Below are 21,404 nucleotides of genomic sequence, written 5' to 3'. Positions count from 1 at the left end.
TATCCACCATTCATTATGTTTACGGTATCCAATATGACCCTTCTAACCTCCAACCTAGGGAAAGCTGAGCTATTCTTCCCGTCATCACAACCCGCTATTTCTGAAGGTCATGGTTCTGTTAACGCTAAGCACCCTTTAAAAGACAGCCCTGTCATGACCGTGCGTCAACATCCGAGCAGTACTAAGATTAAGCGTCCTCACCAATCTAAGAGCACATTTGCGACAGACACGGTTAAAAATACGCCGCAACCTAGCTCTCATTCTAGTTCTCATTCTAGTTCTCATTCTAATGCACATTCTAGTTCTCAGTCTAATGCTCATTCTAGTAACCCTGTCTTAACTGATAAGTTCTCACGCGAGCTCACTTATTTACGTCTGTCCATTACCGATTTTTGTAATTTTCGCTGTGGCTATTGCCTCCCAAATGGCTACCAAGGCAAGCGTCCTGATAACGAGCTGACCCTTCAAGAAATAGAGATTCTCATTCAAGCTTTTGCCAAAGTCGGCACCCAAAAAGTACGTCTAACAGGCGGCGAGCCCTCTATTCGTAAGGATGTCAATCAGATTATTGAATTGGTCAAAGCAACCCCAGGTATCAACACCGTGGCGATGACCAGCAATGGCTATAAGCTTGGCAAACATATTGCCAACTGGCAGCAAGCAGGTCTCGATCAGTTAAATATCAGCATCGACAGTTTTGATCCAGCCACCTTTAAGACCATGACAGGCTTCGATATCTTGCCAACGCTACTGCGGGATATAGATACCTTGTTAGACACTACTGACATTAAGCTAAAGCTTAACGGCATCTTGATGGAAAGCACCGCCTACGACACTTTGCTATCGGCTTTAGAATACGTGAAGACGCGACCGGTCACTTACCGCTTTATCGAGTTTATGCAGACCAGTGACAACAGCGACTTATTCTTCGCACAACACGCCCAGTCGGCACTGATTACCGATTATCTCTTGCAGCGAGGCTGGCAAGCCAATGAACGAGGTCGAAGCGATGGGCCCGCGATAGAGTACAGCCACCCTGATTATGTCGGACGTATTGGCATGATTGCGCCGTATGCCGCTCATTTCTGCGACAGTTGCAACCGTTTGCGGGTCAGCAGTCTTGGCAAGGTGCATTTGTGCTTATTTGATCAAGGCAATTATGATATCCGCCCCTATTTACAACAGCAGGATGTGAATGGGCTGATTCAAGTGTTGCATGAGTTTATGCCTATCAAGCCTGAACATCATCATTTGGCAGAGTCCAATAGCGGCATTATGAATAACTTGTCTATGATTGGTGGATAGTTTGCTATATAAAGGCGGCTATATCGATTTATAACTATATCGGTAGCGTGCGTCCCACTCACCAATGAGATAACATATCGATATAGCCTATTGGATTAATCGGTGCGCTAGTGAGATTTTTACCGAAAATCCATCCCCAACCCTTCCTTTGAAAAAGGAAGGGAGCTAAACCTTGCAAAAGCGACAGCTTATACTTTAAGTTGAGAATGGCGTAACTATTTTAAAATCTAATTATTCTAAAAACCAATTACTCAGAAACCCAATATACATAGGTTGTATTATGTCAAAAGAAAAAGTATTCACCGCGTTAAATGTCGCCGTATTAACCGTCTCAGATAGCCGTACCTTAGCAGAAGACACCTCAGGTCAATACCTTGAGGACTCCTTAAAAGAAGCGGGTCATACTATTGCAGACCGCCAGTTAATTACCGATGATATTTACCAGATTCGGGCGGTGATCAGTACTTGGATTGCTGATCCTAATGTCCATGCGGTGATTACCACCGGCGGTACAGGCTTCTATATCCGTGACAGTATGCCCGAGGCGGTCAGCGTCTTATTTGACAAGACCGTTGACGGCTTTGGTGAGATGTTCCGCTTAATTTCAAAAGATGAAATCGGCATGTCCACCATTCAGTCGCGGGCGATCGCCGGTATCGCAAACAATACCGTGATTTTCTGTTTACCCGGCTCATCAGGTGCTTGTCGCACTGGCTGGACTCAGATTATTAAAGAGCAATTGGACAGCCGTACCGGACCTTGTAACTTTGTGCCACACCTGATGCGTGTCAATCCCGGCCATGATTGATAGTCTAGCGGGGGTTCTGATATTAGCAGGCGGTTTATCCACTCGTATGGGGCGACCAAAAGCACTGCTAACCCTGCCAACGGGTGAGACGTTGCTTGACTATCATGTGCGTCATGCCAGTCAATTTGCCGTCCCCATCTTGATTGCTGATAATGAGCAAGGGTTTACCAGCACGGTTGATGTCGCACCTCAGCAGGTTATTCATATTGCAGATTATCAGCCAAAGAGTAGTCATCCAAAAGCACAGCTAAAGCATTCTGCAGGGCCGTTAGGGGCGATATCGGCAGGTTTGCAATATCTGATGTCTACTTCTATGCCTACGTCTACGTCTATGCCTATGCCTATGAGCGATAACGTCAACGCCGCATCATGGCTATTGGTGGTCAGCTGTGACAGTCTGATCAGCGCACTGGATATTTGGCAATACTTGCAGCCTGATTTAAAGAAAACAGAGAAGAGGTTGTCAAGCACACATAGTCCACTGAATGCTTCATTGAACGATGCATTGAGCGACTCATTAAATGACTCTTTGGCTGATTGTGTGACTGATTCTGTGGCTGATTTTGGGAATAGGCCACAGGTTTTTGCTCTAAGTGATGGTCAGCGAATGTATCCTTTATTAGGAGTGTATACTCTTGCGATAACTGACGCGTTAACGTCATATTTAGATAAGGGCGAGCGTCGGGTGATGGGCTTTATAAACCCCATCTGTCATCCGGTACTGATGCCAGAGTCGTGGTACGTCTTATCTAATTTAAATACCCCGGATAGCTTTGAGCAAGCCTGTCAGTACCTCGTTACAGATAAGTCCAAGTGATAGATAAATCTTTTTGAGTAAGAGGGGTATAAAAGGGGTGGGGAGTAACTTAGAATGAGTCGCTTTTTGCGTAGCGTGCGGTGCAGCGAAGCGAAACCCACGGTTTAAGGTCTGATTATTATAATAAGAGCAACCCTATAGTTAATGCTTTTTCTCTAAAATGCCCTGTCTTCTAAACATTTAGCCTGTTATACAATCGCCTATAATATCAGTCGGCTGTTATGCCAATCTCTTAGCAACAAAAGTCAAAGGTCAAAGTCATCATGTCAAACCCTTCACAGTCATTACCAACATCAAAACAGCCCTCGTCCAAGCTGTCATCAAAACAGCTGTCGCATTTGGATGCTGATGGTGATATTCATATGGTAGATGTTGGTGATAAACAGGTCACCACTCGCGAAGCCGTGGCACAAGGTTATGTTGTTTTTCCCGCTGATATTTATCAGAACATCAAAGCCGCGGATGGCATGACCAAAAAAGGCAGCATTACGCAGACAGCGCACATTGCTGGCATTATGGCGGCAAAGCGTACCCATGATTTGATTCCCTTGTGTCATCCTTTGCCCTTAGATAAGATTGGGCTAAGTTTTGATTATAAGGATGAGCAGCAGGCGATTAAAGTCAGTGCCAGCGTACGAGTGACGCACAAAACAGGAGTTGAGATGGAAGCGCTCACCGCCGTCAGCGTGGCCTGTTTAACGATATATGACATGACCAAAGCCCTATCGCACGATATTATTATCAATGACATTCGCTTAGTCACCAAGACGGGTGGTAAGTCGGATTATCAGCTTTAATGACACCGCTAAATAACTCATACCAAATAACGAATACAGACCAGAACCTTATGAATATTACCTTACTGTACTTTGCCAGTTTTGCCGATAAAGCCAACAAAGGCCAAGAGCAGCTGCAACTAGACGCAGACACTACCTTAACCGAGCTTTATAACCAACTGCAAGCACAGTATGGATTTAATCTAGAAGCGTCGCAGGTACGTGTTGCCATAAATGATGAGTTTTCAGAATGGGACGATAGCCTGCATGATGGCGATACGGTTGTTTTTATTCCGCCCGTTGCTGGCGGTTAGATAGACCTTTGTCTTATGAGAGTATGACAGCATTACAGTGTCAGTAAACGTATAAAAGCGCTCCCTTGATCTAGATGAGAAAGCCTTTAGATGAGAAAGCCTTTAGATGAGAAAGCCTTTAGATGAGAAATCCTTTAGATGAGAAAACGATACCATGTCCCAATCAAATCAACCCGCACCTGATAACGCCCATCAACACGCCAGCCACATTACTCTGAGTATAGATGAAGCCTATCAGACAGCGCAGCAACAAGGTTTTGCATTGTTGGATGTTGCGATAGATGCTCAGCGTCTCAAAGACTTTCTGCAAGACGAGCAGTGTGGGGCACTTGCGACATTTGAGGGCTGGGTACGCAATCATAACAATGACAGCAAGGTCACAAGCTTGACCTATTATGGCTACGAGCAATTGGCGATCAATCAAGGTAAGCGTATTATTGAAGAGTCCAAGCGCCGATTTGATATTGAAAATGCCGTGGCGATCCATCGTATCGGGGCGTTAGACATTGGTGATATGGCGGTTTGGGTCGGGGTTAGCTCTAGGCACCGTTATCCGGCATTTGATGCCTGTCGCTGGATACTCGATACCATAAAGGCGGATATTCCCGTCTGGAAACAAGAGTTTTACCAAGACCAGTCATCACAATGGCTTAGTAACAATGGCTAAAGTCAAGGGCTAAAGTCAAGGGCTAAAGTCAAGGGCTAAAGTCAAGGGCTAAAGTCAAGGGTTAAAGGTCAGATTACGGGTGATACGTATCTCATATTATGCACGATGTGTAGCGTGTGGTGTAGCGAAGCGTAACCCACGGCTTAAGACCTGATTATTATAATATCCTTTCGCTGTATATTTCTTTCTAACCTGAATTCGGGATAATCAACCCATCAAAATTAAGGTAATAGGCCCCCCTCTTTTGCAAAGCAATGTTTCTAACCTTGTAGACAAACGAGCATTCATCCCTTTTTAACTTTGGAAAGGTTAGCTCCCTTCCTTTTCCAAAGGAAGGGTTGGGGATGGATTTTCTAACCCAAATTAAAACAATGCCTTACAAAAGTTCTTATCCCGAATTCAGGTTATTTCTAGGCAAATCGTAATCCACCACATCACAACTCTCTCAAAGCTTTTCTTCACGCTTCTCAAGCTAGGGGTGCAGGCTAGTGATGCAGGATTGAACATAAATTATTCCTTTCTCATTTATCCGAACGCGTCAACCGATGATTCAAGCTGGCGATTAATCCTACCAATACAATTCCCAACACCACTAGCATGAGCGACATGGTATGTGCCATTTCATAATTTAGCGCTTCCACTTGCTCATATATAGCGATAGAGACCACCTTGGTTTCCCCTGCAATACTACCGCCAATCATCAACACCACCCCAAACTCGCCAATGGTATGCGCAAAGCTAATTAGGCTACCTAGGATAATGCCCGTTTTAGCTTGGGGCAATGCCACCGCGGTAAAGCGCCGAAAAGCATTCGGCTCTAGCAACAGCGCCATATCACGGACACTGTTTGGAATACGCAAAAACTGCGCATACACCGGCTGCATAAAGAAGGGTAACGAGTAGACGATTGAGCCGATGACCAAACCCTGAAAGCTAAAAGCAAGAGTCGGCAGATCATGAGCGATCAGCCACTGACCTACTTGTGAATTGGGGCTCATCAGCAGCAACAGGTAAAAACCCAACACCGTCGGCGGCAGTACCAAGGGCATGGCAATCACCCCCATCAGCATAATTTTGAGGCGGGCAATCCACGCATTGTCAGAGGGTCTCGCCATCCAATACGCCACGGGGGTAGCAAATATCAGTAAGCACAGGGTAGTGATGCCGGCAAGCTTGATACTCAGCCACAAGGGAAGCAACATGTCAGAGACGTGTGGGGAGAGTAGTGACATAGGTTGGGATAAGTAAGTAACATTAGGAAAGGTTTAGGCTGACAGAGCGTCGGCATAGCGTTCAGTATAGAGGATAGCGAGCGGCTTCTCAATTCAATCTGGTCTATTCACTAACTGGCGAGCTAGTTGCGCTGGGTAAACTGGTTGAGCTGTGAGAACTAGTTGAGCTAGGTGAACTAATTGACAAATACCCTGCCTGCTTAAACAACTGCTGAGCCGATCGAGATTGCAGGTAATGCGCAAAGCTGACTGCCTGAGGATGAGTACTTACCACAATGCCATCTTGCAAAATAGGCGGATAACGATCAGGCGCCAACACGTGATAGTGGCTAGTGGCTACTTTGGCGCTGATAACTTGAGATAGCGCCACAAAGCCATAATCGGTACTGGCAGTATGCGTATATTGAAAAGCCTGACCGATATTTTCGGTCTGAATCAGTTTTTTTTGCTCCTTTAATACATCATATAGCTGCATATGTTGCAAAAAGGCTTTGGCGGATGCGCCATAAGGGGCCAGATCTGGATTGGCAATAGCGATTTTGATGTTAGGGTTCGAGTCACCCAACCACAGCTTCTCAAGGCCTGTTTTACTTAAAGCGCTGCCTAAGTCCAAGCCGCTTAAGACATGATTGCTGCTGTACAACGCCAACTGCCCCCGCGCATAGGTGAAGGGCTGCCGCTGTGGGTCGTGACTTGGATGCGCTTTACTGTATTTCGCGGGGAACTGCTGGTCAGCGGACAAAAACACATCATAAGGAGCGCCAGCATTCATTTGCGCGTACAGTTTGCCAGATGAGGCATAAGTGACTTCTATTTGAGGCGCTTGATTCTGAGTATCTTGTTGATAACCGTCAATAATCGTGGGCAGTACGCCGGCAAGATTGGCGGCAGCTGCGATACGTAATACCTTACTGTCTTCGGTAGTGTTGTGCTCACCTGTTTTTGGCTTTGTTTGAAATTGTGATTGGGTGGCAGTGTTGTCGCTATTATTCTGAATGCTAGACTGATTACTGTTCTGTACGCTGTTTTGATTGCTGGCTTGATCATTTGAGCAGCTGGCAAGCAGGACAGCCAGTGGCAATAAAACAAGTTGTTTTAGACGCAAGCCCAGAGTTGTGATTGGCTTAGATATTAGCGGTTGCTTGGGTGGGAATAGGGCGAACATGGGTCACCTAGATAATATTGGAATAAGGACTAACGCAAAACAAAAATAGTTATAGTCAGCGAACTACTAACATGTGTAGCGTGTGGTGTAGCGCAGCGAAACCCACGTATAAGTCTTTAATCGAATGAAAGTGGCTATTTTAATTAAGGATTTACTATAACAGTGTAAAGACCACAATTTGCGTAAGCCCTAGGTATAACCTAAATTCGAGATAATCAATTCATATAACTAAAGGTTATACACTCCTTTGTGACTAAGCAATGCATCTCACCTTGTAGACAAACGATCATTCATCCCTTTTTAACTTTGGAAAGGTTAGCTCCCTTCCTTTTCCAAAGGAAGGGTTGGGGATGGATTTTCTAACCCAAATAAAAACACTACCTTACTAGAATTCTTATCCCGAATTCAGGTTAGGCATACATTAGGGCTGGAGTCTCTGCCAGTGCCCTGATGGAATACGATAATCTAATACGATGGTCGAATACGCCAACACGCCCTAGATTAAAATAAAACGCGACATCACTGTTGCAGCACTTCTGCGATCGCATTAGCGACATAATCGACATTATGAGTATTTAAGCCGGCGACACACATCCGAGAAGTGGCCAATAGATAGATGGCATAGTCTTCTCGTAGGCGATCGACCTGTTCAGGGGTCAAGCCGGTGAAGCTAAACATCCCCTTTTGAGACGTCAGATAATCAAAGTTATGAGCAGGTAGTTTAGCTTCTAATACTGACTTGAGCTTATAGCGCATGGCTTTGATACGATCTCGCATAGCATATAATTCACCCACCCATTGCTCGTACAACGCATCGTCACTCATGACGATATTGACCACATGCTCCCCATGGAATGGCGGAGTAGAGTACAGACGGCGTACGACCAGCTTCAGTTGCCCAAATACCCGCGCCGCCTCATCCTCTGACGGGCAGACGATAGACAGGCCACCGACTCGCTCACCGTACAAAGACAGGTTTTTCGAATATGAGTTACTGACAAACACTGGCAAGCCCAATTCTACCGCTTTGCGAATCGCATAAGCATCGCTGTCTAAGTCCTCACCAAAGCCTTGATAGGCAATATCCATAAACGGGATAAGCTCATGTTCTTTCACCACTTCCAGTACGGTGTCCCATTGCTCATGCGTCAAGTCAACGCCAGTGGGGTTGTGACAACACGGATGCATTAGGACCACATCGTGTTTATTCAGGCTCTTAAAGAAGGCGATCAGCGCCTCAAATTTAAGTCCGCCCGTCTCTGTGTCATAGTAAGGATAGCTACCCACTTCAACACCGCTACCTTCAAAGATAGCAACATGATTGACCCAAGTTGGGTCGCTCACGTAGCATTTTGATTTTGGGAACCAAGCATTGATAAATTCCGCACCGACTTTCAAAGCGCCAGAGGCTCCGACTGTGCCAATGGTCGCGACACGATTTTGTTGTAATACTTCCGCATCTTTACCAAACACTAAGTTTTGACAGGCCTTTTGAAAGCCGACCAGTCCCTCCATCGGCAGATAAGGACGCGGAACAATAGGATCGGACAGACGTGCTTCTGCTGTCTTCACGCACTCTAGTACCGGTAGCTGACCGTGCTCATCCAAGTATATACCAACCCCCAAGTTTACTTTATTAGGATTGGTGTCCGCCAAATAATGACCCATCATTTCTAAGATGGGATCACCTGCATAAAACTCGACATGTTTAAACATTTTAGAACCTTACGTTTTACGTTGCCCTTTATTGCCCTTCATAACGTTCTTGAGCCACATTGAGCAACAATAAGCCACTTTATTGATATCAATATAACTATTGGGATTATGATTTGGGTTTATGATTAAAGTATAGGTAAAATTAGTGATAATTGCTATGATGCGTCCGTAACATAGTGTCCAAAACTATCGGTAGCAATATCAGTACCAATATAGGTACTAATATAAGTACCAATATAGGTAGCAATATAGGTAGATAGACAGCTCGACAGCATAGCTCAAAAACATAGCTCGAAAAATAGAAGACTAAAACTGACGCAACCCAAAACAGCCAATACAAGACAGCCGTTACAAAACAGCAGATCTATCAAACAGCAAATCTATCAATAAATCCCGAAGCAAAAATACCCGTCATTTCATTATTGGGTTAACAAGGAGGAAGCGTGTATGACGACAGCGCAGACAGACACGGCACATCAACCGTCCGCAGAGTTAAAACAGCCCAGCCCACCGCCAAGCCCACCGCAAAGCCCACTGCCCACGCCACTATGGGCGCTTATCATTGCTGGCCTAGTGATATTGATTATGGGTATCACCATGATAGGCTTTGGCTGGGTGCCTCACTTGTCGTTGCTATTGGCGATTTGCTTTTTATTCTTTATTGGTAAGACTCGAGGTCTAAGCTTTCAGCAGATGCAAGCCCACATGGCAGAAGGGGTGATGAGTGGTATTGGCGCCATCTATTTGTTTTTCTTTATCGGACTGATGGTCGCCGCTTTGATGATGTCTGGCGCCATTCCGACCCTCATGTATTATGGCTTTGAGCTGATCTCACCTGATTTTTATTATATCTCAGCGTTTGTATTGACCTCGATTATCGGTATTGCCTTGGGCAGTAGTCTTACCACCGTCGCCACTTTGGGCGTTGCGTTTATTGGCATGAGCCATGCCTTCGATGCCAATGTGGCGATAGCGGCGGGTGCGGTGGTCTCTGGCGCATTCTTTGGTGATAAGATGTCGCCGCTATCAGATACGGGCACTATCGCCTCGTCTGTGGTCGGTATTGATTTATTCGAGCACCTTCGCAATATGGTATATACCACCGTACCGGCATGGCTGATCAGTGTCACCTTATTTTGGCTATTCTCAGGGCAGACTCACAGTCCAGAATTGGCTCAAGTCACGGCATTGGCGCAAGGCGAGGTTCTCAGTCAAGCCAGCGAACTAAGCCAAAGCGGCGGTCTTAGTAAAGTCACCGTCCTGCAAGCACAATTGATCGACAGCGGCTTAGTACACCCCTATGCGGTATTGCCGTTTGTGGTATTGATCGTATTGGCCCTACTGCGCGTCAACGCCATTTATACTATTATCGCCACTATCCTCACCGCGTTAGTCATTACATTTAGCCACAGCACGCTCAGCATCGAGCAATTGGGTGGTTACTTCTTTGCAGGCTATACGCCAACCGGCCCCTCTGGGCAGTCGTTAGAATTGGGTGACGTCGGCGGTATGTTGTCACGGGGCGGGGTGCAAAGTATGTTCTTTACCCAGACCATTGTGATATTGGCGTTAAGCTTAGGCGGACTGCTAAAAGCCTTGGGCATCTTACCTGCTTTGTTATCAGGGCTACGCGATACCTTAACCAATGCCGGGCAAGCCATATTTGCCGCTGCCATGACCGCACTAAGTGTCAACGTATTGATTGGCGAGCAGTATTTGAGTCTGTTGCTAGCGGGTACCGCGTTTAGACCGACCTTTGAGCGTCTCAACCTCCATCCGAAGAATTTATCGCGTACCCTCGAAGATGCGGGCACGGTGATTAACCCGTTAGTGCCGTGGAGTGTCTGCGGGGTCTTTATTAGCCAAGCATTAGACGTTCCGGTATTGGATTATCTGCCTTATGCGTTCTTTTGTTACTTGTCGTTGTTATTGACCCTGATATTTGGCTTTACCGGATTTACCATTAGTCAAAAACAACCCAAAACCCTAACCAATCCTCATAACGATCAATGACAATAACACCCAAAAATAACCATCAACCTGCCACACATAACGGGTGCAATGTACCGTATTAACAGTACGAAGACCGCAACACATTAGGAGCTGATCCAGCTTTACGCTACTATCTGCCCGTCTGTGCAAAGCGTTGGCAAGTGGGCGTTGACTGTCACTTGCTTCGCGTGCCAGCCAACCCCCAGCCATCGCAATTTGCACCGTCAGGCAGTATATCCGCTGCAATCTGGGCTAGCGGTCACATCCTATCCTTTACCACTATCCATCGTAGTCTGAATTAACTTCTTCTTTTCTCAAAGCAAGGCTGGGATGGATTTTAGCTCCTTCCTTTCTTAAAGGAAGGTTGGGGAGGATTACTTAAAGTAGGGCTGTGCAGGATTTCTCAAAGGAGGGCTGGGGAGGATTTCACGGTTAGGATTCATAAAAAAAGCTGAACAAATTCATTGTTCAGCCCAGATATTAAAAAATTAGAAATACCAAAAGGTTCAAGCTATTTAATTAGCATCTTCCTTTAACACTTCTGCCATCGCATTCGCCACATAGTCGATGTTACTGGTATTGAGTCCCGCCACACACATACGTGAGTTGGACACCATATATACCCCAAACTCCGCTCTTAAGCGTTCGACTTGCTCAGGTGTGAGACCAGTGAAGCTAAACATACCATTTTGAGTGGTCAGATAGTCAAAGTTACGACCAGGTACTTTTGCTTCAAGCACTGATTTAAGCTTTAAGCGCATGGCTTTGATACGGTCACGCATACCATAAACTTCGCTGACCCATTGCTCATATAGCGCATCATCATTCATGACGATATCGACGATATGACCGCCATGTGACGGTGGGTTTGAGTAGGTACGGCGCACCGTAAATTGCAATTGACCAAACACTCTATCGGCAAGCTCAGCAGTCGGGCAGACCACGGATAGACCACCGACACGCTCACCATATAAAGATAAGTTTTTAGAGAATGAGTTACTGACAAACAGTGGCAAGCCCATGTCGACCGCTTTGCGAATCGCATACACATCGCTGTCCATGTCTTCGCCAAATCCTTGATAGGCGATATCCATAAACGGGATGAGTTCACGGGTTTGGATGATCTCGAGTACTTTGTCCCATTGCGCGGGTGTCAAGTCCATACCGGTAGGGTTATGGCAGCAAGGATGTAGGATGACGACGTCGTTTTTATTCAAGGTTTCAAAGAACGCCACCATTTCATCAAATTTGACACTGTTGCTGGCTTTGTCATAGTACGGATACTTAGCCACAGGCACATTGCTGTATTCAAAGATAGAGATGTGGTTGCCCCAGGTTGGGTCACTGACATAGGCTTTGGCATCAGGGAACCATTCGTTGATAAATTCCGCGCCGATTTTAAGCGCCCCAGATCCGCCCACTGTGGCAATGGTCGCCACCCGCTTGTCTTCGAGTACTTGAGCACCTTTACCAAATAATAGCTCTTGGCACGCTTTACGGTGTCCAGGCAGGCCTTCCATCGGTAAGTAAGGACGCGGAGTGATAGGGTCTGCGATACGCTGTTCTGCTGTCTTCACACAGTCCAGTACCGGTAATTTACCGTCTTCATCATAATACACGCCCACACCAAGATTGACTTTATTAGGGTTTGGGTCAGTGGCAAATTTTTTATTAAGACCTAAAATGGGGTCACCAGGGTAATAATCGACACGATCAAACATATTTTATCCTTTACAGGTTGGTGAGTCATAACATACAAAGGATAAACCAGAATGAGGGTTAACTCAATCTAAGATTGTTTAGTTTCCTTACTTATCAACAAATAGCTTGTATAATGTAAGACGTAATGAACATTTTTATAATAATTAAAATAGGGAGACCATTCTATGACCTTAACCAATCCTGAAAATGCAACAACTGATAACAGTCAAACTAATAAGATATTAGTCACGGGTGGCGTCGGCTATATTGGCTCACACACCTGTATTGAGCTGATAGCAGCGGGCTATGATGTGGTGGTATACGACAACTTATCAAATAGCAATATTGAAGCGTTAAGACGTACTGAGCAAATCACCGGTAAGGACATTCCATTTATTAAAGGCGATGTGCTGGACAAAGCATTGCTCAATGACGTGTTTGAGCAGCACGACTTCTTTGGTGTGATACATTTTGCTGGGCTAAAAGCAGTAGGTGAATCAGTCGCCAAGCCTTTACTGTATTATAAAAATAACGTCAGTGGCACGATTAACTTACTTGAGGTGATGCAAGCACATAGTGTCAATAACGTTGTATTTTCCTCATCGGCCACGGTCTATGGAGACCCTGAAACATTACCTATTCCTGAGACAGCGCCACGATCATGTACCAATCCTTATGGTCAGTCAAAGTTAACGGTGGAGTATATTCTACAAGATTTAGCGCATTCTGACTCTAGTTGGAACATCGCTTGTTTGCGTTATTTTAATCCAGTAGGGGCGCATGATTCAGGTCTGATAGGGGAAGATCCCAATGGTATCCCAAACAATTTGATGCCTTACATTAGCCAAGTTGCCGTCGGTAAGCTCAAACAGTTAAGCGTGTTTGGTAGTGATTACGATACGGTTGATGGTACTGGTGTGCGTGATTTTATCCATGTGGTAGATTTGGCACGTGGTCATGTGGCTGCCTTAGATTATCTTAAGCAAAACCATCAACAGTCAGAACAAGGTTTAGGTTTTGAAGCGATCAATTTAGGAACAGGCAATGGCAGTTCGGTTCTACAATTGGTTGATGCTTTTGAGACAGTGACGGGTCAAAGTGTGCCTTATCAGTTAACGGACAGACGACCGGGTGATATTGCCGCTTGTTATGCCAGTGCTGATAAAGCAAAGCAACTACTAGGCTGGCAAGCGACGTTAACGATTGAAGATATGTGTAAAGACAGTTGGCATTGGCAAAGCAAAAACCCTGAGGGTTATGTTTAATTAACGAATTATAAAACGCTATAGATATTAGTTATCTAAAAAAAAGCTCTAAACCGTCGGTTTAGAGCTTTTTTAAGCCCCTTCCTTTTTTAAGGGAAGGTTGGGATGGATTTACTCAAAGGAAAGCTAGGATAGATTTTTAAGCCCCTTCCTTTCTTAAAGGAATACGGAGATGGATTTTTAAGCCCCCTCCTTTTTTAAAGGAGGGTTAGGGAGGATTTTTAAGCTCCTTCCTTTCGTAAAGGAAGGCTGGGATGGATTTGTATCCACACTAAAAGTTAGTAAACTCAAGCCCAATACCACCGCCAACATCGGTTGAGTGGATATCAGAGTCAGAGACCCAAGCACGACTAGAGACAGACGTTTTTGGGTTCACCTGATGCTCCCAAGCCACATCCAATACTTTAAGTTTGTCAGACTCAGGAAAAGCACGATTATTTCGATATGAGCGACTGCCCTCTACCCCAGACTGGTTTACTTTAGCATACTGCATTTTAGTAGTGATAAAGTTCTGATTGTCTAGCCATAGTTTACCGCCAACAGTGATGCTTTCAGTATCACCGCCTAGCGCATAGCCTAGCGGATATCCCTGTTGATAATAACCATCGGTATATTTACCGTGATTGTATGAGATACCTTTGACATCTCCACTGGTGCGAGTATCCGTCCACTCCGTGTAGAGCTGGTATGGCACTGCGCCAAACTGTTCAGTATCAAAGCTCGCAGCATAGTCGATACCTGCCAAGTACATATTTTTAGCAGGCAGTCCACCCGCTTCATCTTCTCCGACATAGCTACCATAAAGCCCGACAGGCACATTGACTAAGGGCGCTAAATTAATACGAGCATCAAAACCAGCCAGTTGGTTAGCTGGATCATCGTTAGGGTCTTTACTATAAGTATTATCTTTTGTTCCTTTTAGTGCATCCCAAAACGAATCCCAATTTTCGGGACGTCCGTCACCACCCCACATAAAGCTACGTGACGCGCCTACTTGTAGCCACTGTGTTGGATTGGCAGTCAAGCGCATCCCAATCAGTTTAGCATCGGGCACGGCATCATAGTCGTCAAGCTGTCCAGCAAACAGTTGATACTGCCAAGGACCGATCCAGTTTAGAAAGGGCGTCGTTGGTGCGGCTTGTGTGTCCCGTTGCATGGTGACACCGATGACAGGTTTACTGGCATCGCCACGGATTAAGCTACCATTATGTCCAGGTCCCCACCAACTCGGTATTTGACCGGCTATCAGCCATTGGTTAGCAAGCTTACCTGCCACATAGGAGCCTTCGAAGCTGACATCTTCATCATCTATGAGATCGTCTTCTTTGATATTCGCTTGTAGATTCACTTCCCAGTTATCTTTACTATAGCCTGCTTGGGCTGTCGCCTCGAAGTCTGCCATTTTATCATCGGCGAAGGTTTGAGGAAGCTGAGCTCTATCGGTCTGAGCGTAGGCAGATACGGTCGTGTTAACCAGTGACTTTGGTTGTTTGTTCAAAGTGTAGCGGATAGACTGCACGATTTGTTGTTGCTCAGGGGTTTCAATACTAGCACTTTCAAGGGCACGATTGATTTCGTTAGTCGTCAGGGGCCAGGTACTGGTACTTATCTGGATCACCCCTTGCGCTTGTAACCAGTCAAGCTCTGACTTTAGGCTCATATCATTCATTTGTAAATTTTGAGCAGACGCTAAGCTGCTTATCAGACAGATGCCAACAAGGTTTAGACCAGTAACTAAACTTAAGGTGATCCGTTTAAATACTGTCTGGTTCAATGAGGTTAGATGGTTAGCCATGATAAGACGCTCTTTGTAAGATATGAGTTTAATGTTGCCAATTTGATTTCGTTAGCTACAATAATGACAGCGCATATTATAACTTAGTACTAAACAAAAGTTCACATATTTTATTCAATCACTCTAATTTGATATAAAATTAGAACTAAGGATTTAAATAAAATACGCGACTTTAATCGTTCAATTATTTGATAATCAAAGTATCATAAAAGTGTATTCTATTAAGCCTGTTGATCTAACTGTGTGAATACATCATTAATAGCTTGAATGGTTTTATCGATTTCACTATCTAATAGAGTAGGGTGAACCAAGAACATCAGACTGGTTTCACCCAGTTGTCTAGCGATAGATAGTCTCGGATCTGGACGCAGACCAGTATCATCAAAGGCTTTTTCTAAATAGACTTCGGAGGCAGAGCCTGAGTAGCAAGGAACACCTAACGCATTTATCTCACTGATAATGCGGTCACGCGACCAGCCTTCCGGTAGGTTGTCTAGGTTAACATAGACATATAGTTTGTAGTAGGCATGCGTGCAGTCTTCAAAGCCTGAAGTCTGTTCCATAATAGGCACATTGAGATAGCCTTTTTCTTCCCATGGCTGGCACGCTTGTAAGATCGCTTGTGCGTTTTTAGTACGTTTGGCAGTCCAGTCGGACATACGCGTTAGTTGTATACGACCGATGGCAGATTGCATTTCTGTCAATCGCCAGTTGGTTCCGAAGCTTTCGTGTAGCCAGCGATAGCCGGGTGGATGTTCGGTTTCATAGACAGCGGCATAGCTCTTACCATGATCTTTATAGGCCCACATTTTACGCCAAAGCGCCTCATCATTGGTCGTCACCATGCCACCTTCACCACCTGTGGTCATGATCTTGTCCTGACAAAAGCTCCAAGCACCGATATGACCAATACTACCCACACTTCGACCTTTATATTTAGCGCCGTGGGCTTGCGCACAGTCTTCAATCACATATAGATTATGCTTTTCAGCAAGTGCCATGATGCCATCCATATCACAAGGCCATCCCGCTAAGTGGACACAAACGATAGCCCGAGTGTTATCGGTGATGACGGCTTCGATAGTCTCTGGAGAGATATTGCCACTATCTTTATCGATATCTGCAAATACGGGTGTCAATCGAGCATTGACCACACTAGAGACACTGGCAATAAAGGTACGTGGCGTAACGATAACTTCATCGCCAGACTGTAGTTCTAAAGCTTGCAATGCGACATCCAATGCTAACGTCCCATTACCCACAGCCACGGCGTACTCGCTATCGGCCCACTGTGCAAATTCTTTTTCAAATTCGCGACCTTCTTGTCCGGTCCAATAGTTGACTTTGTTTGACAATAGAACACGACTAACCGCATCAGCTTCTTGTTGTGTAAAGCTTGGCCATGGTTGGAATGGGGTATTTAGCATAATGACTTTGGTTACCTTTATTTTAAATGTATCATCTAAAAAACTGGAAGTAATTTTCAGAGTAAATTTAGGGGATATTAAATCTGAGGTTTAGCTGGAACACCAATAGCTGTTGTTTCGGGAGGTACATCTTTTACTACAGCGGAGCCGGCACCTATAATGGAGTCTGCTCCAACATTGATAAGCTGTCGGACACTAGATCCTACTCCTACCCAAGCACGGTCATCAATTGTTACTCCTCCCGCTAAACGTGCGCCGGGACAGACATGAACTGCATCTCCAAGAGTACAATCATGTCCAACACTACTACAGGTATTAATAATAGCCCCTGAGCCAATAATACAGTCTGGATTGATGACTGCACCAGCAACGACAACTGAGCCTAAACCAATTTGTGTATATTTGCTAACTGTAGCAGAAGGGTGTATCAAAATAATTATTCTTGCGCCCGCACTGGTAAGCTGTTGAAGCTTTTTTTGTCTAATTTTATTATTACCAATAGCAACAATAACTCCATCATAGTCTTTTATGGTATTGAGAAGCTGTTGGGTACTACCAATAACTTGCCATGCTCCATTCTTTGTTTTTTCAGGCCAAGCATCATCAAAGAATACGATCTTATCCCAACCCGTTAATTCTGCAATATCTGCTAAAACTTTACCATGACCACTAGCACCTAATATAGCTAACATTATTCTGTAGAACCTGTAAACCGAGTCATAGTAATGTTATCACTAGCGTTAACACCTTCTTTAATTACTACTTTTTTTAAAGTCATGAAGATAATCTTTAGATCTAGCAATAAGCTTTGGTTATCTACATACCAAGTATCTAGTTTGAACTTTTCTTCCCAACTTATTGCATTTCGACCATTAACTTGTGCCCAGCCTGTTATTCCAGGACGAACATTATGACGTCGTGCTTGATCTTCATTATATAGGGTTAGATAGTCTGTTAATAATGGTCGAGGTCCGACGAGACTCATATCTCCCTTAAGCACATTCCACAACTCAGGAAGTTCGTCTAAGCTTGTAGAGCGTAAAAAGTTACCAAACTTAGTGTGTCTCTGTTCATTCGGTAAAAGGTTGCCTTGTTTATCATATGCATCGAGCATAGTGCGAAACTTCACCATTTCAAAAGGTTCGCCATATAACCCAGGTCGAGTTTGCTTGAATAGAACAGGTGATCCTAGGTTCTTTTTTACTTTATAAGCAGTAACAGCTAAAACAGGGGATAGCGTTACTAATGCAGCGCTACTTAGGGTTATATCTATTAGTCTTTTAAGCATTAAATCTTTACTCCTAGTATCTTAAGAAGTCGATTGTTAACTTCATTAGCATCATATTTTTCTTGAGCAAATTTATAGCTTTCTAAACCCATTATTTCAATCTGCTCTGGATTCTCAATAAAGTAAATCATTTTCTCAGCTAATGCGTTAGGGTTCCATTTTTCTACTAAAAAACCATTAACACCATCATTGACAGTTTCACGACATCCAGGCACATCGGTTGTAATCACAGGTCTACCTATAGCCATGGCTTCTTGAGTACTTCTCGGGACACCTTCACGATAATAGGAAGGTAATACAAACACATGACTTTTAGCAATCCATTCATGAACATTATTAACATAGCCAGGGTATTCAATTATATTGGATTCAATAAGTTCATCTAATTCAAATTTAGTTAAACTGCCTAAATTTGCTTTATCAAGAGCACCTAAAACTATAAACTTAGCTTGAGGGTATCTTGACTTAACTAATTTAGCAGCTTTAATAAAGTCATGAATGCCTTTCTCTTTGATAAGTCGTGCAATAAATATGAAGTTAACATATGAATTAGTCGCAGGAACTTTCTGAAATGGGTAACTCTTAAGATCTAACCCAATGCCACCTAATATTTCAACTCTCTTAACGTTTATAGAATATTTATTAAGTAAATCAATTGGGTCGTCTGGGTTGAGAAAAATAATTATGTCGAGCTTTGGAAGAGCTAGCTTATATAGACCAATTTGTATGTTTTTTATTACTTTAGTTTTGTAGTTCATACCCCCAGGTTGCTCAGTAAAGGTATAACCTAATCCTTCAAGCATGCCTATAGTTTTAGGGTTTTTAGCTAATATAGCTGCCAAGGTACCGAAAACTATGGGTTTAGAAAAATAAGAAAAAACAATGTCAGGCTTAATAGACCTTAATTTATAAGCTAAAGAGACTAATGCTTTAATATCACTAAGTGGATTTAGTCCCACTCTGTTGAGATTATAAGGAATTGGAATCGCCCCTAAATCTTCTATTTTATGTAAATCATCTTTTTTATACTCACTCGTGAAAGCGTAAACTTCATGGTTAAGTGCCACAAGTGTCTTAATTATATCCTCTCTGAACCCATAAAAACTAGAAGCTACTGTACCAATCATTGCAATTTTCATCTTTGCCCCTGCAACTCATTATATTTGATTAATTGTTTTAACCTTATAATATAGAAAAAACATATGTATACTGAAAAGTAGTTATAAAACCTTAATCTAACCGCTGTACCTAAGTTATCATTACCAAGCAACCAAACACTGGAATAAAGCACAAAAAATACTATTAAGAACCGAGCAAAACTATCAGCTAGCTTAATATTTTTTATAATATAAAACATCATACCAATAAAGGGAATGGTTTCAACCAGTAATAAAATGATAGCAAAGGGGTTAGTAATATAGAGCCCGAAAAGCTGACCAAACATACTTAATACTAAATTAGGTATAAACAACACTGGGTTAGTGAAGTCTAAACCTAAAGTTGAACCTCCTTCATCTGGATCAAATCCTGCACGATATTCAACAAGTACGTCTAATGCACCTATTGAATAGGCAAGAAATAGTGTTAATACGTAGAAGATTCCAAAGATGAGTAGTCTATTTTTATTTAATCGTATATTAAATAATAATAGACTAAGCAAAAATGCATATCCTAAATAAGGTCTTAAATTGAGTAAAAACCAACCAATAATGAAGTTTAGAATTAATAATAAGCTGAATAAAATAGGGCTCTTAATATTTAGCATCTTTTTAACGACTAGACAGCCAAATAAGAAACTGAAAACCATAAATACATCACGGTAAATATCAAAACTAAAAAAATAAAGCGTAGGGTAAATAAGACATAAGCTGTACATGATTAAAAAAAGCTTTTGATTCTTTTTAAAATTAAGACTGGCAGCTTTACAAGCTATCAAAGGGATAGGGAATAAGTTTAAGAGCAATAGGAAATAGGATACGCCTTCTCTCGAATATAACCCTAAGTTACTTAGCATTTTTAAGATGGTAGGCCAAATATTAACAGCCACGTTTAGATAACCTTGGGCGTAGTTGTCATAGTAATCTGCATCACTTCCTCCACCCATTTCGATATTTATTACACCATTAGTGACTAAGAAGTATATAAAGATTTTTAGAATAATAAGAGTCACAATGATGAAAAATATAAAGTTATTAGATGGAAGCTTAAACATTCTCATTAACCAGAAGGCCTTTTAAAAAGTTATCTAAATTTGAATTGGCTAAGACATTATTCCATGAATAAGCTTCTATGATAGAAGATCGTAGAGGTTGGTTAAAATCTAAATTAGTTTGTATATTACTATCAGTTTCGAGTTCTTCAATCCAGATAGGTTTGAAATTAATTTTATTGAAAAAAGTCTCAGACCAATAGTATCTATTTGATATAACTTGAAGGCCTGAGGCTAAATACTCTAGGGTTTTAGTGCTCGTTTGTAGATTGTATGGGTAAATATCTGGAGTATAGTTCAACCCATACTTAGACTCTTTATAAACACAAGCAATATCTGATCTTTGTAAAGCGCCGAAAAAATGTATATTTTTATTACTTAATGCTAGTTTGATATCTTCAGAGACTTTGCCAACGATAGCTATTTTAAAGCTTTTGGATAACTTCGATAATACACTAATAAGTCCTACTCTTCCATTAATTGATCCACAGTAGACTATATCAAATTTTGGATGTTTGCTAGGGGTTTGAAACATCTTTTCATCTACTCCCATATCTCTATAAATGTAAGGAATATTGAAGTTAAAACCTAATTGATCGCGTACTAGCTCATTTAAAAAAATATGACCTTTTGGTTTTTTATTTATAAATCTTTTAGCAAGATTTTTAATATGAGGGTATGGAGGAGTAGATAGGCTATGATATTCATGGACATTAACAGCTGTACCTTTAACACTTTGCCAAAAAGGTCGATAACCCATAAAGTAAATATTTAAGTCATTATTAGGATTGAGGGACTCTTCAAGCTGGATACAATGCCCCTTCTGGGTTAGGAAATCCTCATAAGCATATGCTTCTGGAGTGTAAGCATTTTTTGATAACTGTATACCTATATTCATAATTGTAGACTCAATAACCTTAGACATTT

Annotated in this window: 20 protein-coding genes; 8 read left to right on the top strand and 12 right to left on the bottom strand. The window is 42.9% G+C overall.

The window, feature by feature from the left end; all coding sequences use genetic code 11:
• Window positions 1-33: 33 nt before the first annotated feature.
• The 6 genes from moaA (at window position 34) to AC2SLT_RS03785 (ending at window position 4,687) form a co-directional block, all read left to right on the top strand.
• Window positions 34-1,305: a GTP 3',8-cyclase MoaA gene (gene moaA / locus AC2SLT_RS03810; RefSeq protein ID WP_486546281.1), complete on the top strand. Its 1,272-nt coding sequence runs from the start codon at window positions 34-36 to the stop codon at window positions 1,303-1,305.
• A 280-nt stretch (window positions 1,306-1,585) separates the two neighbouring features.
• Complete coding sequence (gene moaB, locus AC2SLT_RS03805) at window positions 1,586-2,113, top strand: molybdenum cofactor biosynthesis protein B (protein ID WP_486546279.1); 528 nt, start codon at window positions 1,586-1,588, stop codon at window positions 2,111-2,113.
• Entirely contained in the window at window positions 2,106-2,930 is an 825-nt protein-coding gene (gene mobA, locus AC2SLT_RS03800; RefSeq protein WP_486546277.1) for a molybdenum cofactor guanylyltransferase, read from the top strand. Before moaB ends, mobA begins: the two co-directional genes overlap by 8 nt.
• Before the next feature lie 263 nt (window positions 2,931-3,193).
• On the top strand, window positions 3,194-3,727 hold the full coding sequence (gene moaC, locus AC2SLT_RS03795) for a cyclic pyranopterin monophosphate synthase MoaC (protein ID WP_486546275.1): 534 nt from the start codon (window positions 3,194-3,196) through the stop codon (window positions 3,725-3,727).
• Window positions 3,728-3,777: 50 nt separating this feature from the next.
• Entirely contained in the window at window positions 3,778-4,020 is a 243-nt protein-coding gene (moaD, locus tag AC2SLT_RS03790; protein ID WP_486546273.1) for a molybdopterin converting factor subunit 1, read from the top strand.
• A 154-nt stretch (window positions 4,021-4,174) separates the two neighbouring features.
• Window positions 4,175-4,687: a molybdenum cofactor biosynthesis protein MoaE gene (locus AC2SLT_RS03785; RefSeq protein ID WP_486546271.1), complete on the top strand. Its 513-nt coding sequence runs from the start codon at window positions 4,175-4,177 to the stop codon at window positions 4,685-4,687.
• Window positions 4,688-5,208: 521 nt separating this feature from the next.
• Here the strand turns inward: AC2SLT_RS03785 and modB are convergent.
• The 3 genes from modB to AC2SLT_RS03770 form a co-directional block, all read right to left on the bottom strand.
• Window positions 5,209-5,919: a molybdate ABC transporter permease subunit gene (gene modB / locus AC2SLT_RS03780; RefSeq protein ID WP_486546269.1), complete on the bottom strand. Its 711-nt coding sequence runs from the start codon at window positions 5,917-5,919 to the stop codon at window positions 5,209-5,211.
• A 103-nt stretch (window positions 5,920-6,022) separates the two neighbouring features.
• Entirely contained in the window at window positions 6,023-7,084 is a 1,062-nt protein-coding gene (gene modA, locus AC2SLT_RS03775) for a molybdate ABC transporter substrate-binding protein (RefSeq protein WP_486546267.1), read from the bottom strand.
• 519 nt (window positions 7,085-7,603) lie between these two features.
• Window positions 7,604-8,800: an amino acid aminotransferase gene (locus AC2SLT_RS03770; RefSeq protein ID WP_486546266.1), complete on the bottom strand. Its 1,197-nt coding sequence runs from the start codon at window positions 8,798-8,800 to the stop codon at window positions 7,604-7,606.
• Between the two features lie 447 nt (window positions 8,801-9,247).
• On the opposite strand from AC2SLT_RS03770, the gene AC2SLT_RS03765 reads away from it, so the two are divergent.
• Window positions 9,248-10,813 (top strand): Na+/H+ antiporter NhaC family protein, encoded by a 1,566-nt coding sequence (locus tag AC2SLT_RS03765; protein WP_486546264.1) that lies wholly within the window; start codon window positions 9,248-9,250, stop codon window positions 10,811-10,813.
• Here the strand turns inward: AC2SLT_RS03765 and AC2SLT_RS03760 are convergent.
• Entirely contained in the window at window positions 10,787-11,014 is a 228-nt protein-coding gene (locus tag AC2SLT_RS03760) for a hypothetical protein (RefSeq protein WP_486546262.1), read from the bottom strand. The genes AC2SLT_RS03765 and AC2SLT_RS03760 overlap by 27 nt on opposite strands.
• Before the next feature lie 293 nt (window positions 11,015-11,307).
• The gene (locus AC2SLT_RS03755; RefSeq protein ID WP_486546260.1) at window positions 11,308-12,513 is read right to left on the bottom strand and encodes an amino acid aminotransferase; all 1,206 of its coding nucleotides are present in this window, start codon (window positions 12,511-12,513) and stop codon (window positions 11,308-11,310) included.
• 165 nt (window positions 12,514-12,678) lie between these two features.
• Between AC2SLT_RS03755 and galE the strand changes: the two genes are divergently transcribed.
• Window positions 12,679-13,758: a UDP-glucose 4-epimerase GalE gene (galE, locus tag AC2SLT_RS03750; RefSeq protein ID WP_486546258.1), complete on the top strand. Its 1,080-nt coding sequence runs from the start codon at window positions 12,679-12,681 to the stop codon at window positions 13,756-13,758.
• Window positions 13,759-14,029: 271 nt separating this feature from the next.
• Here the strand turns inward: galE and AC2SLT_RS03745 are convergent, their stop codons facing one another.
• The 7 genes from AC2SLT_RS03745 to AC2SLT_RS03715 all read right to left on the bottom strand — a co-directional run bounded on the left by AC2SLT_RS03745 (window position 14,030) and on the right by AC2SLT_RS03715 (window position 21,375).
• Complete coding sequence (locus tag AC2SLT_RS03745; protein WP_486546256.1) at window positions 14,030-15,553, bottom strand: capsule assembly Wzi family protein; 1,524 nt, start codon at window positions 15,551-15,553, stop codon at window positions 14,030-14,032.
• A 221-nt stretch (window positions 15,554-15,774) separates the two neighbouring features.
• Window positions 15,775-16,980, bottom strand: a complete 1,206-nt coding sequence (locus AC2SLT_RS03740; RefSeq protein WP_486546255.1) for a DegT/DnrJ/EryC1/StrS family aminotransferase — start codon at window positions 16,978-16,980, stop codon at window positions 15,775-15,777.
• Between the two features lie 77 nt (window positions 16,981-17,057).
• Window positions 17,058-17,672 carry an acetyltransferase gene (locus AC2SLT_RS03735; protein ID WP_486546253.1) on the bottom strand — a complete coding sequence of 205 codons (615 nt, stop codon included), beginning with the start codon at window positions 17,670-17,672 and terminating at the stop codon, window positions 17,058-17,060.
• A complete protein-coding gene (locus tag AC2SLT_RS03730; RefSeq protein ID WP_486546251.1) occupies window positions 17,672-18,268 on the bottom strand; it encodes a sugar transferase in 597 nt (198 codons plus the stop codon). Before AC2SLT_RS03730 ends, AC2SLT_RS03735 begins: the two co-directional genes overlap by 1 nt.
• Window positions 18,268-19,407, bottom strand: a complete 1,140-nt coding sequence (locus AC2SLT_RS03725) for a glycosyltransferase family 4 protein (protein WP_486546249.1) — start codon at window positions 19,405-19,407, stop codon at window positions 18,268-18,270. The genes AC2SLT_RS03730 and AC2SLT_RS03725 overlap by 1 nt, the downstream gene beginning before the upstream one ends.
• On the bottom strand, window positions 19,404-20,372 hold the full coding sequence (locus AC2SLT_RS03720) for a hypothetical protein (RefSeq protein ID WP_486546248.1): 969 nt from the start codon (window positions 20,370-20,372) through the stop codon (window positions 19,404-19,406). The genes AC2SLT_RS03725 and AC2SLT_RS03720 overlap by 4 nt, the downstream gene beginning before the upstream one ends.
• Before the next feature lie 100 nt (window positions 20,373-20,472).
• On the bottom strand, window positions 20,473-21,375 hold the full coding sequence (locus AC2SLT_RS03715) for a glycosyltransferase family protein (protein ID WP_486546246.1): 903 nt from the start codon (window positions 21,373-21,375) through the stop codon (window positions 20,473-20,475).
• Between the last annotated feature and the right edge of the window lie 29 nt (window positions 21,376-21,404).

It is taken from the genome of Psychrobacter sp. CX18, from assembly GCF_057396215.1.
This window is presented reverse-complemented; position numbering and strand designations above follow the sequence as displayed.

What these genes read in the sequence shown, in the direction of transcription:
- AC2SLT_RS03730 (WP_486546251.1), bottom strand. Translation starts at nt 18,268, where the DNA reads ATGCTTAAAAGACTAATAGATATAACCCTAAGTAGCGCTGCATTAGTA.
- AC2SLT_RS03740 (WP_486546255.1), bottom strand. Translation starts at nt 16,980, where the DNA reads ATGCTAAATACCCCATTCCAACCATGGCCAAGCTTTACACAACAAGAA.
- moaD (WP_486546273.1), top strand. Translation starts at nt 3,778, where the DNA reads ATGAATATTACCTTACTGTACTTTGCCAGTTTTGCCGATAAAGCCAAC.
- AC2SLT_RS03755 (WP_486546260.1), bottom strand. Translation starts at nt 12,513, where the DNA reads ATGTTTGATCGTGTCGATTATTACCCTGGTGACCCCATTTTAGGTCTT.
- modB (WP_486546269.1), bottom strand. Translation starts at nt 5,919, where the DNA reads ATGTCACTACTCTCCCCACACGTCTCTGACATGTTGCTTCCCTTGTGG.
- moaB (WP_486546279.1), top strand. Translation starts at nt 1,586, where the DNA reads ATGTCAAAAGAAAAAGTATTCACCGCGTTAAATGTCGCCGTATTAACC.
- AC2SLT_RS03725 (WP_486546249.1), bottom strand. Translation starts at nt 19,407, where the DNA reads ATGAAAATTGCAATGATTGGTACAGTAGCTTCTAGTTTTTATGGGTTC.
- AC2SLT_RS03735 (WP_486546253.1), bottom strand. Translation starts at nt 17,672, where the DNA reads ATGTTAGCTATATTAGGTGCTAGTGGTCATGGTAAAGTTTTAGCAGAT.
- AC2SLT_RS03745 (WP_486546256.1), bottom strand. Translation starts at nt 15,553, where the DNA reads ATGGCTAACCATCTAACCTCATTGAACCAGACAGTATTTAAACGGATC.
- AC2SLT_RS03720 (WP_486546248.1), bottom strand. Translation starts at nt 20,372, where the DNA reads ATGGGTGGAGGAAGTGATGCAGATTACTATGACAACTACGCCCAAGGT.
- galE (WP_486546258.1), top strand. Translation starts at nt 12,679, where the DNA reads ATGACCTTAACCAATCCTGAAAATGCAACAACTGATAACAGTCAAACT.
- moaC (WP_486546275.1), top strand. Translation starts at nt 3,194, where the DNA reads ATGTCAAACCCTTCACAGTCATTACCAACATCAAAACAGCCCTCGTCC.
- moaA (WP_486546281.1), top strand. Translation starts at nt 34, where the DNA reads ATGACCCTTCTAACCTCCAACCTAGGGAAAGCTGAGCTATTCTTCCCG.
- AC2SLT_RS03770 (WP_486546266.1), bottom strand. Translation starts at nt 8,800, where the DNA reads ATGTTTAAACATGTCGAGTTTTATGCAGGTGATCCCATCTTAGAAATG.
- AC2SLT_RS03785 (WP_486546271.1), top strand. Translation starts at nt 4,175, where the DNA reads ATGTCCCAATCAAATCAACCCGCACCTGATAACGCCCATCAACACGCC.
- AC2SLT_RS03715 (WP_486546246.1), bottom strand. Translation starts at nt 21,375, where the DNA reads ATGAATATAGGTATACAGTTATCAAAAAATGCTTACACTCCAGAAGCA.
- AC2SLT_RS03765 (WP_486546264.1), top strand. Translation starts at nt 9,248, where the DNA reads ATGACGACAGCGCAGACAGACACGGCACATCAACCGTCCGCAGAGTTA.
- modA (WP_486546267.1), bottom strand. Translation starts at nt 7,084, where the DNA reads ATGTTCGCCCTATTCCCACCCAAGCAACCGCTAATATCTAAGCCAATC.
- mobA (WP_486546277.1), top strand. Translation starts at nt 2,106, where the DNA reads ATGATTGATAGTCTAGCGGGGGTTCTGATATTAGCAGGCGGTTTATCC.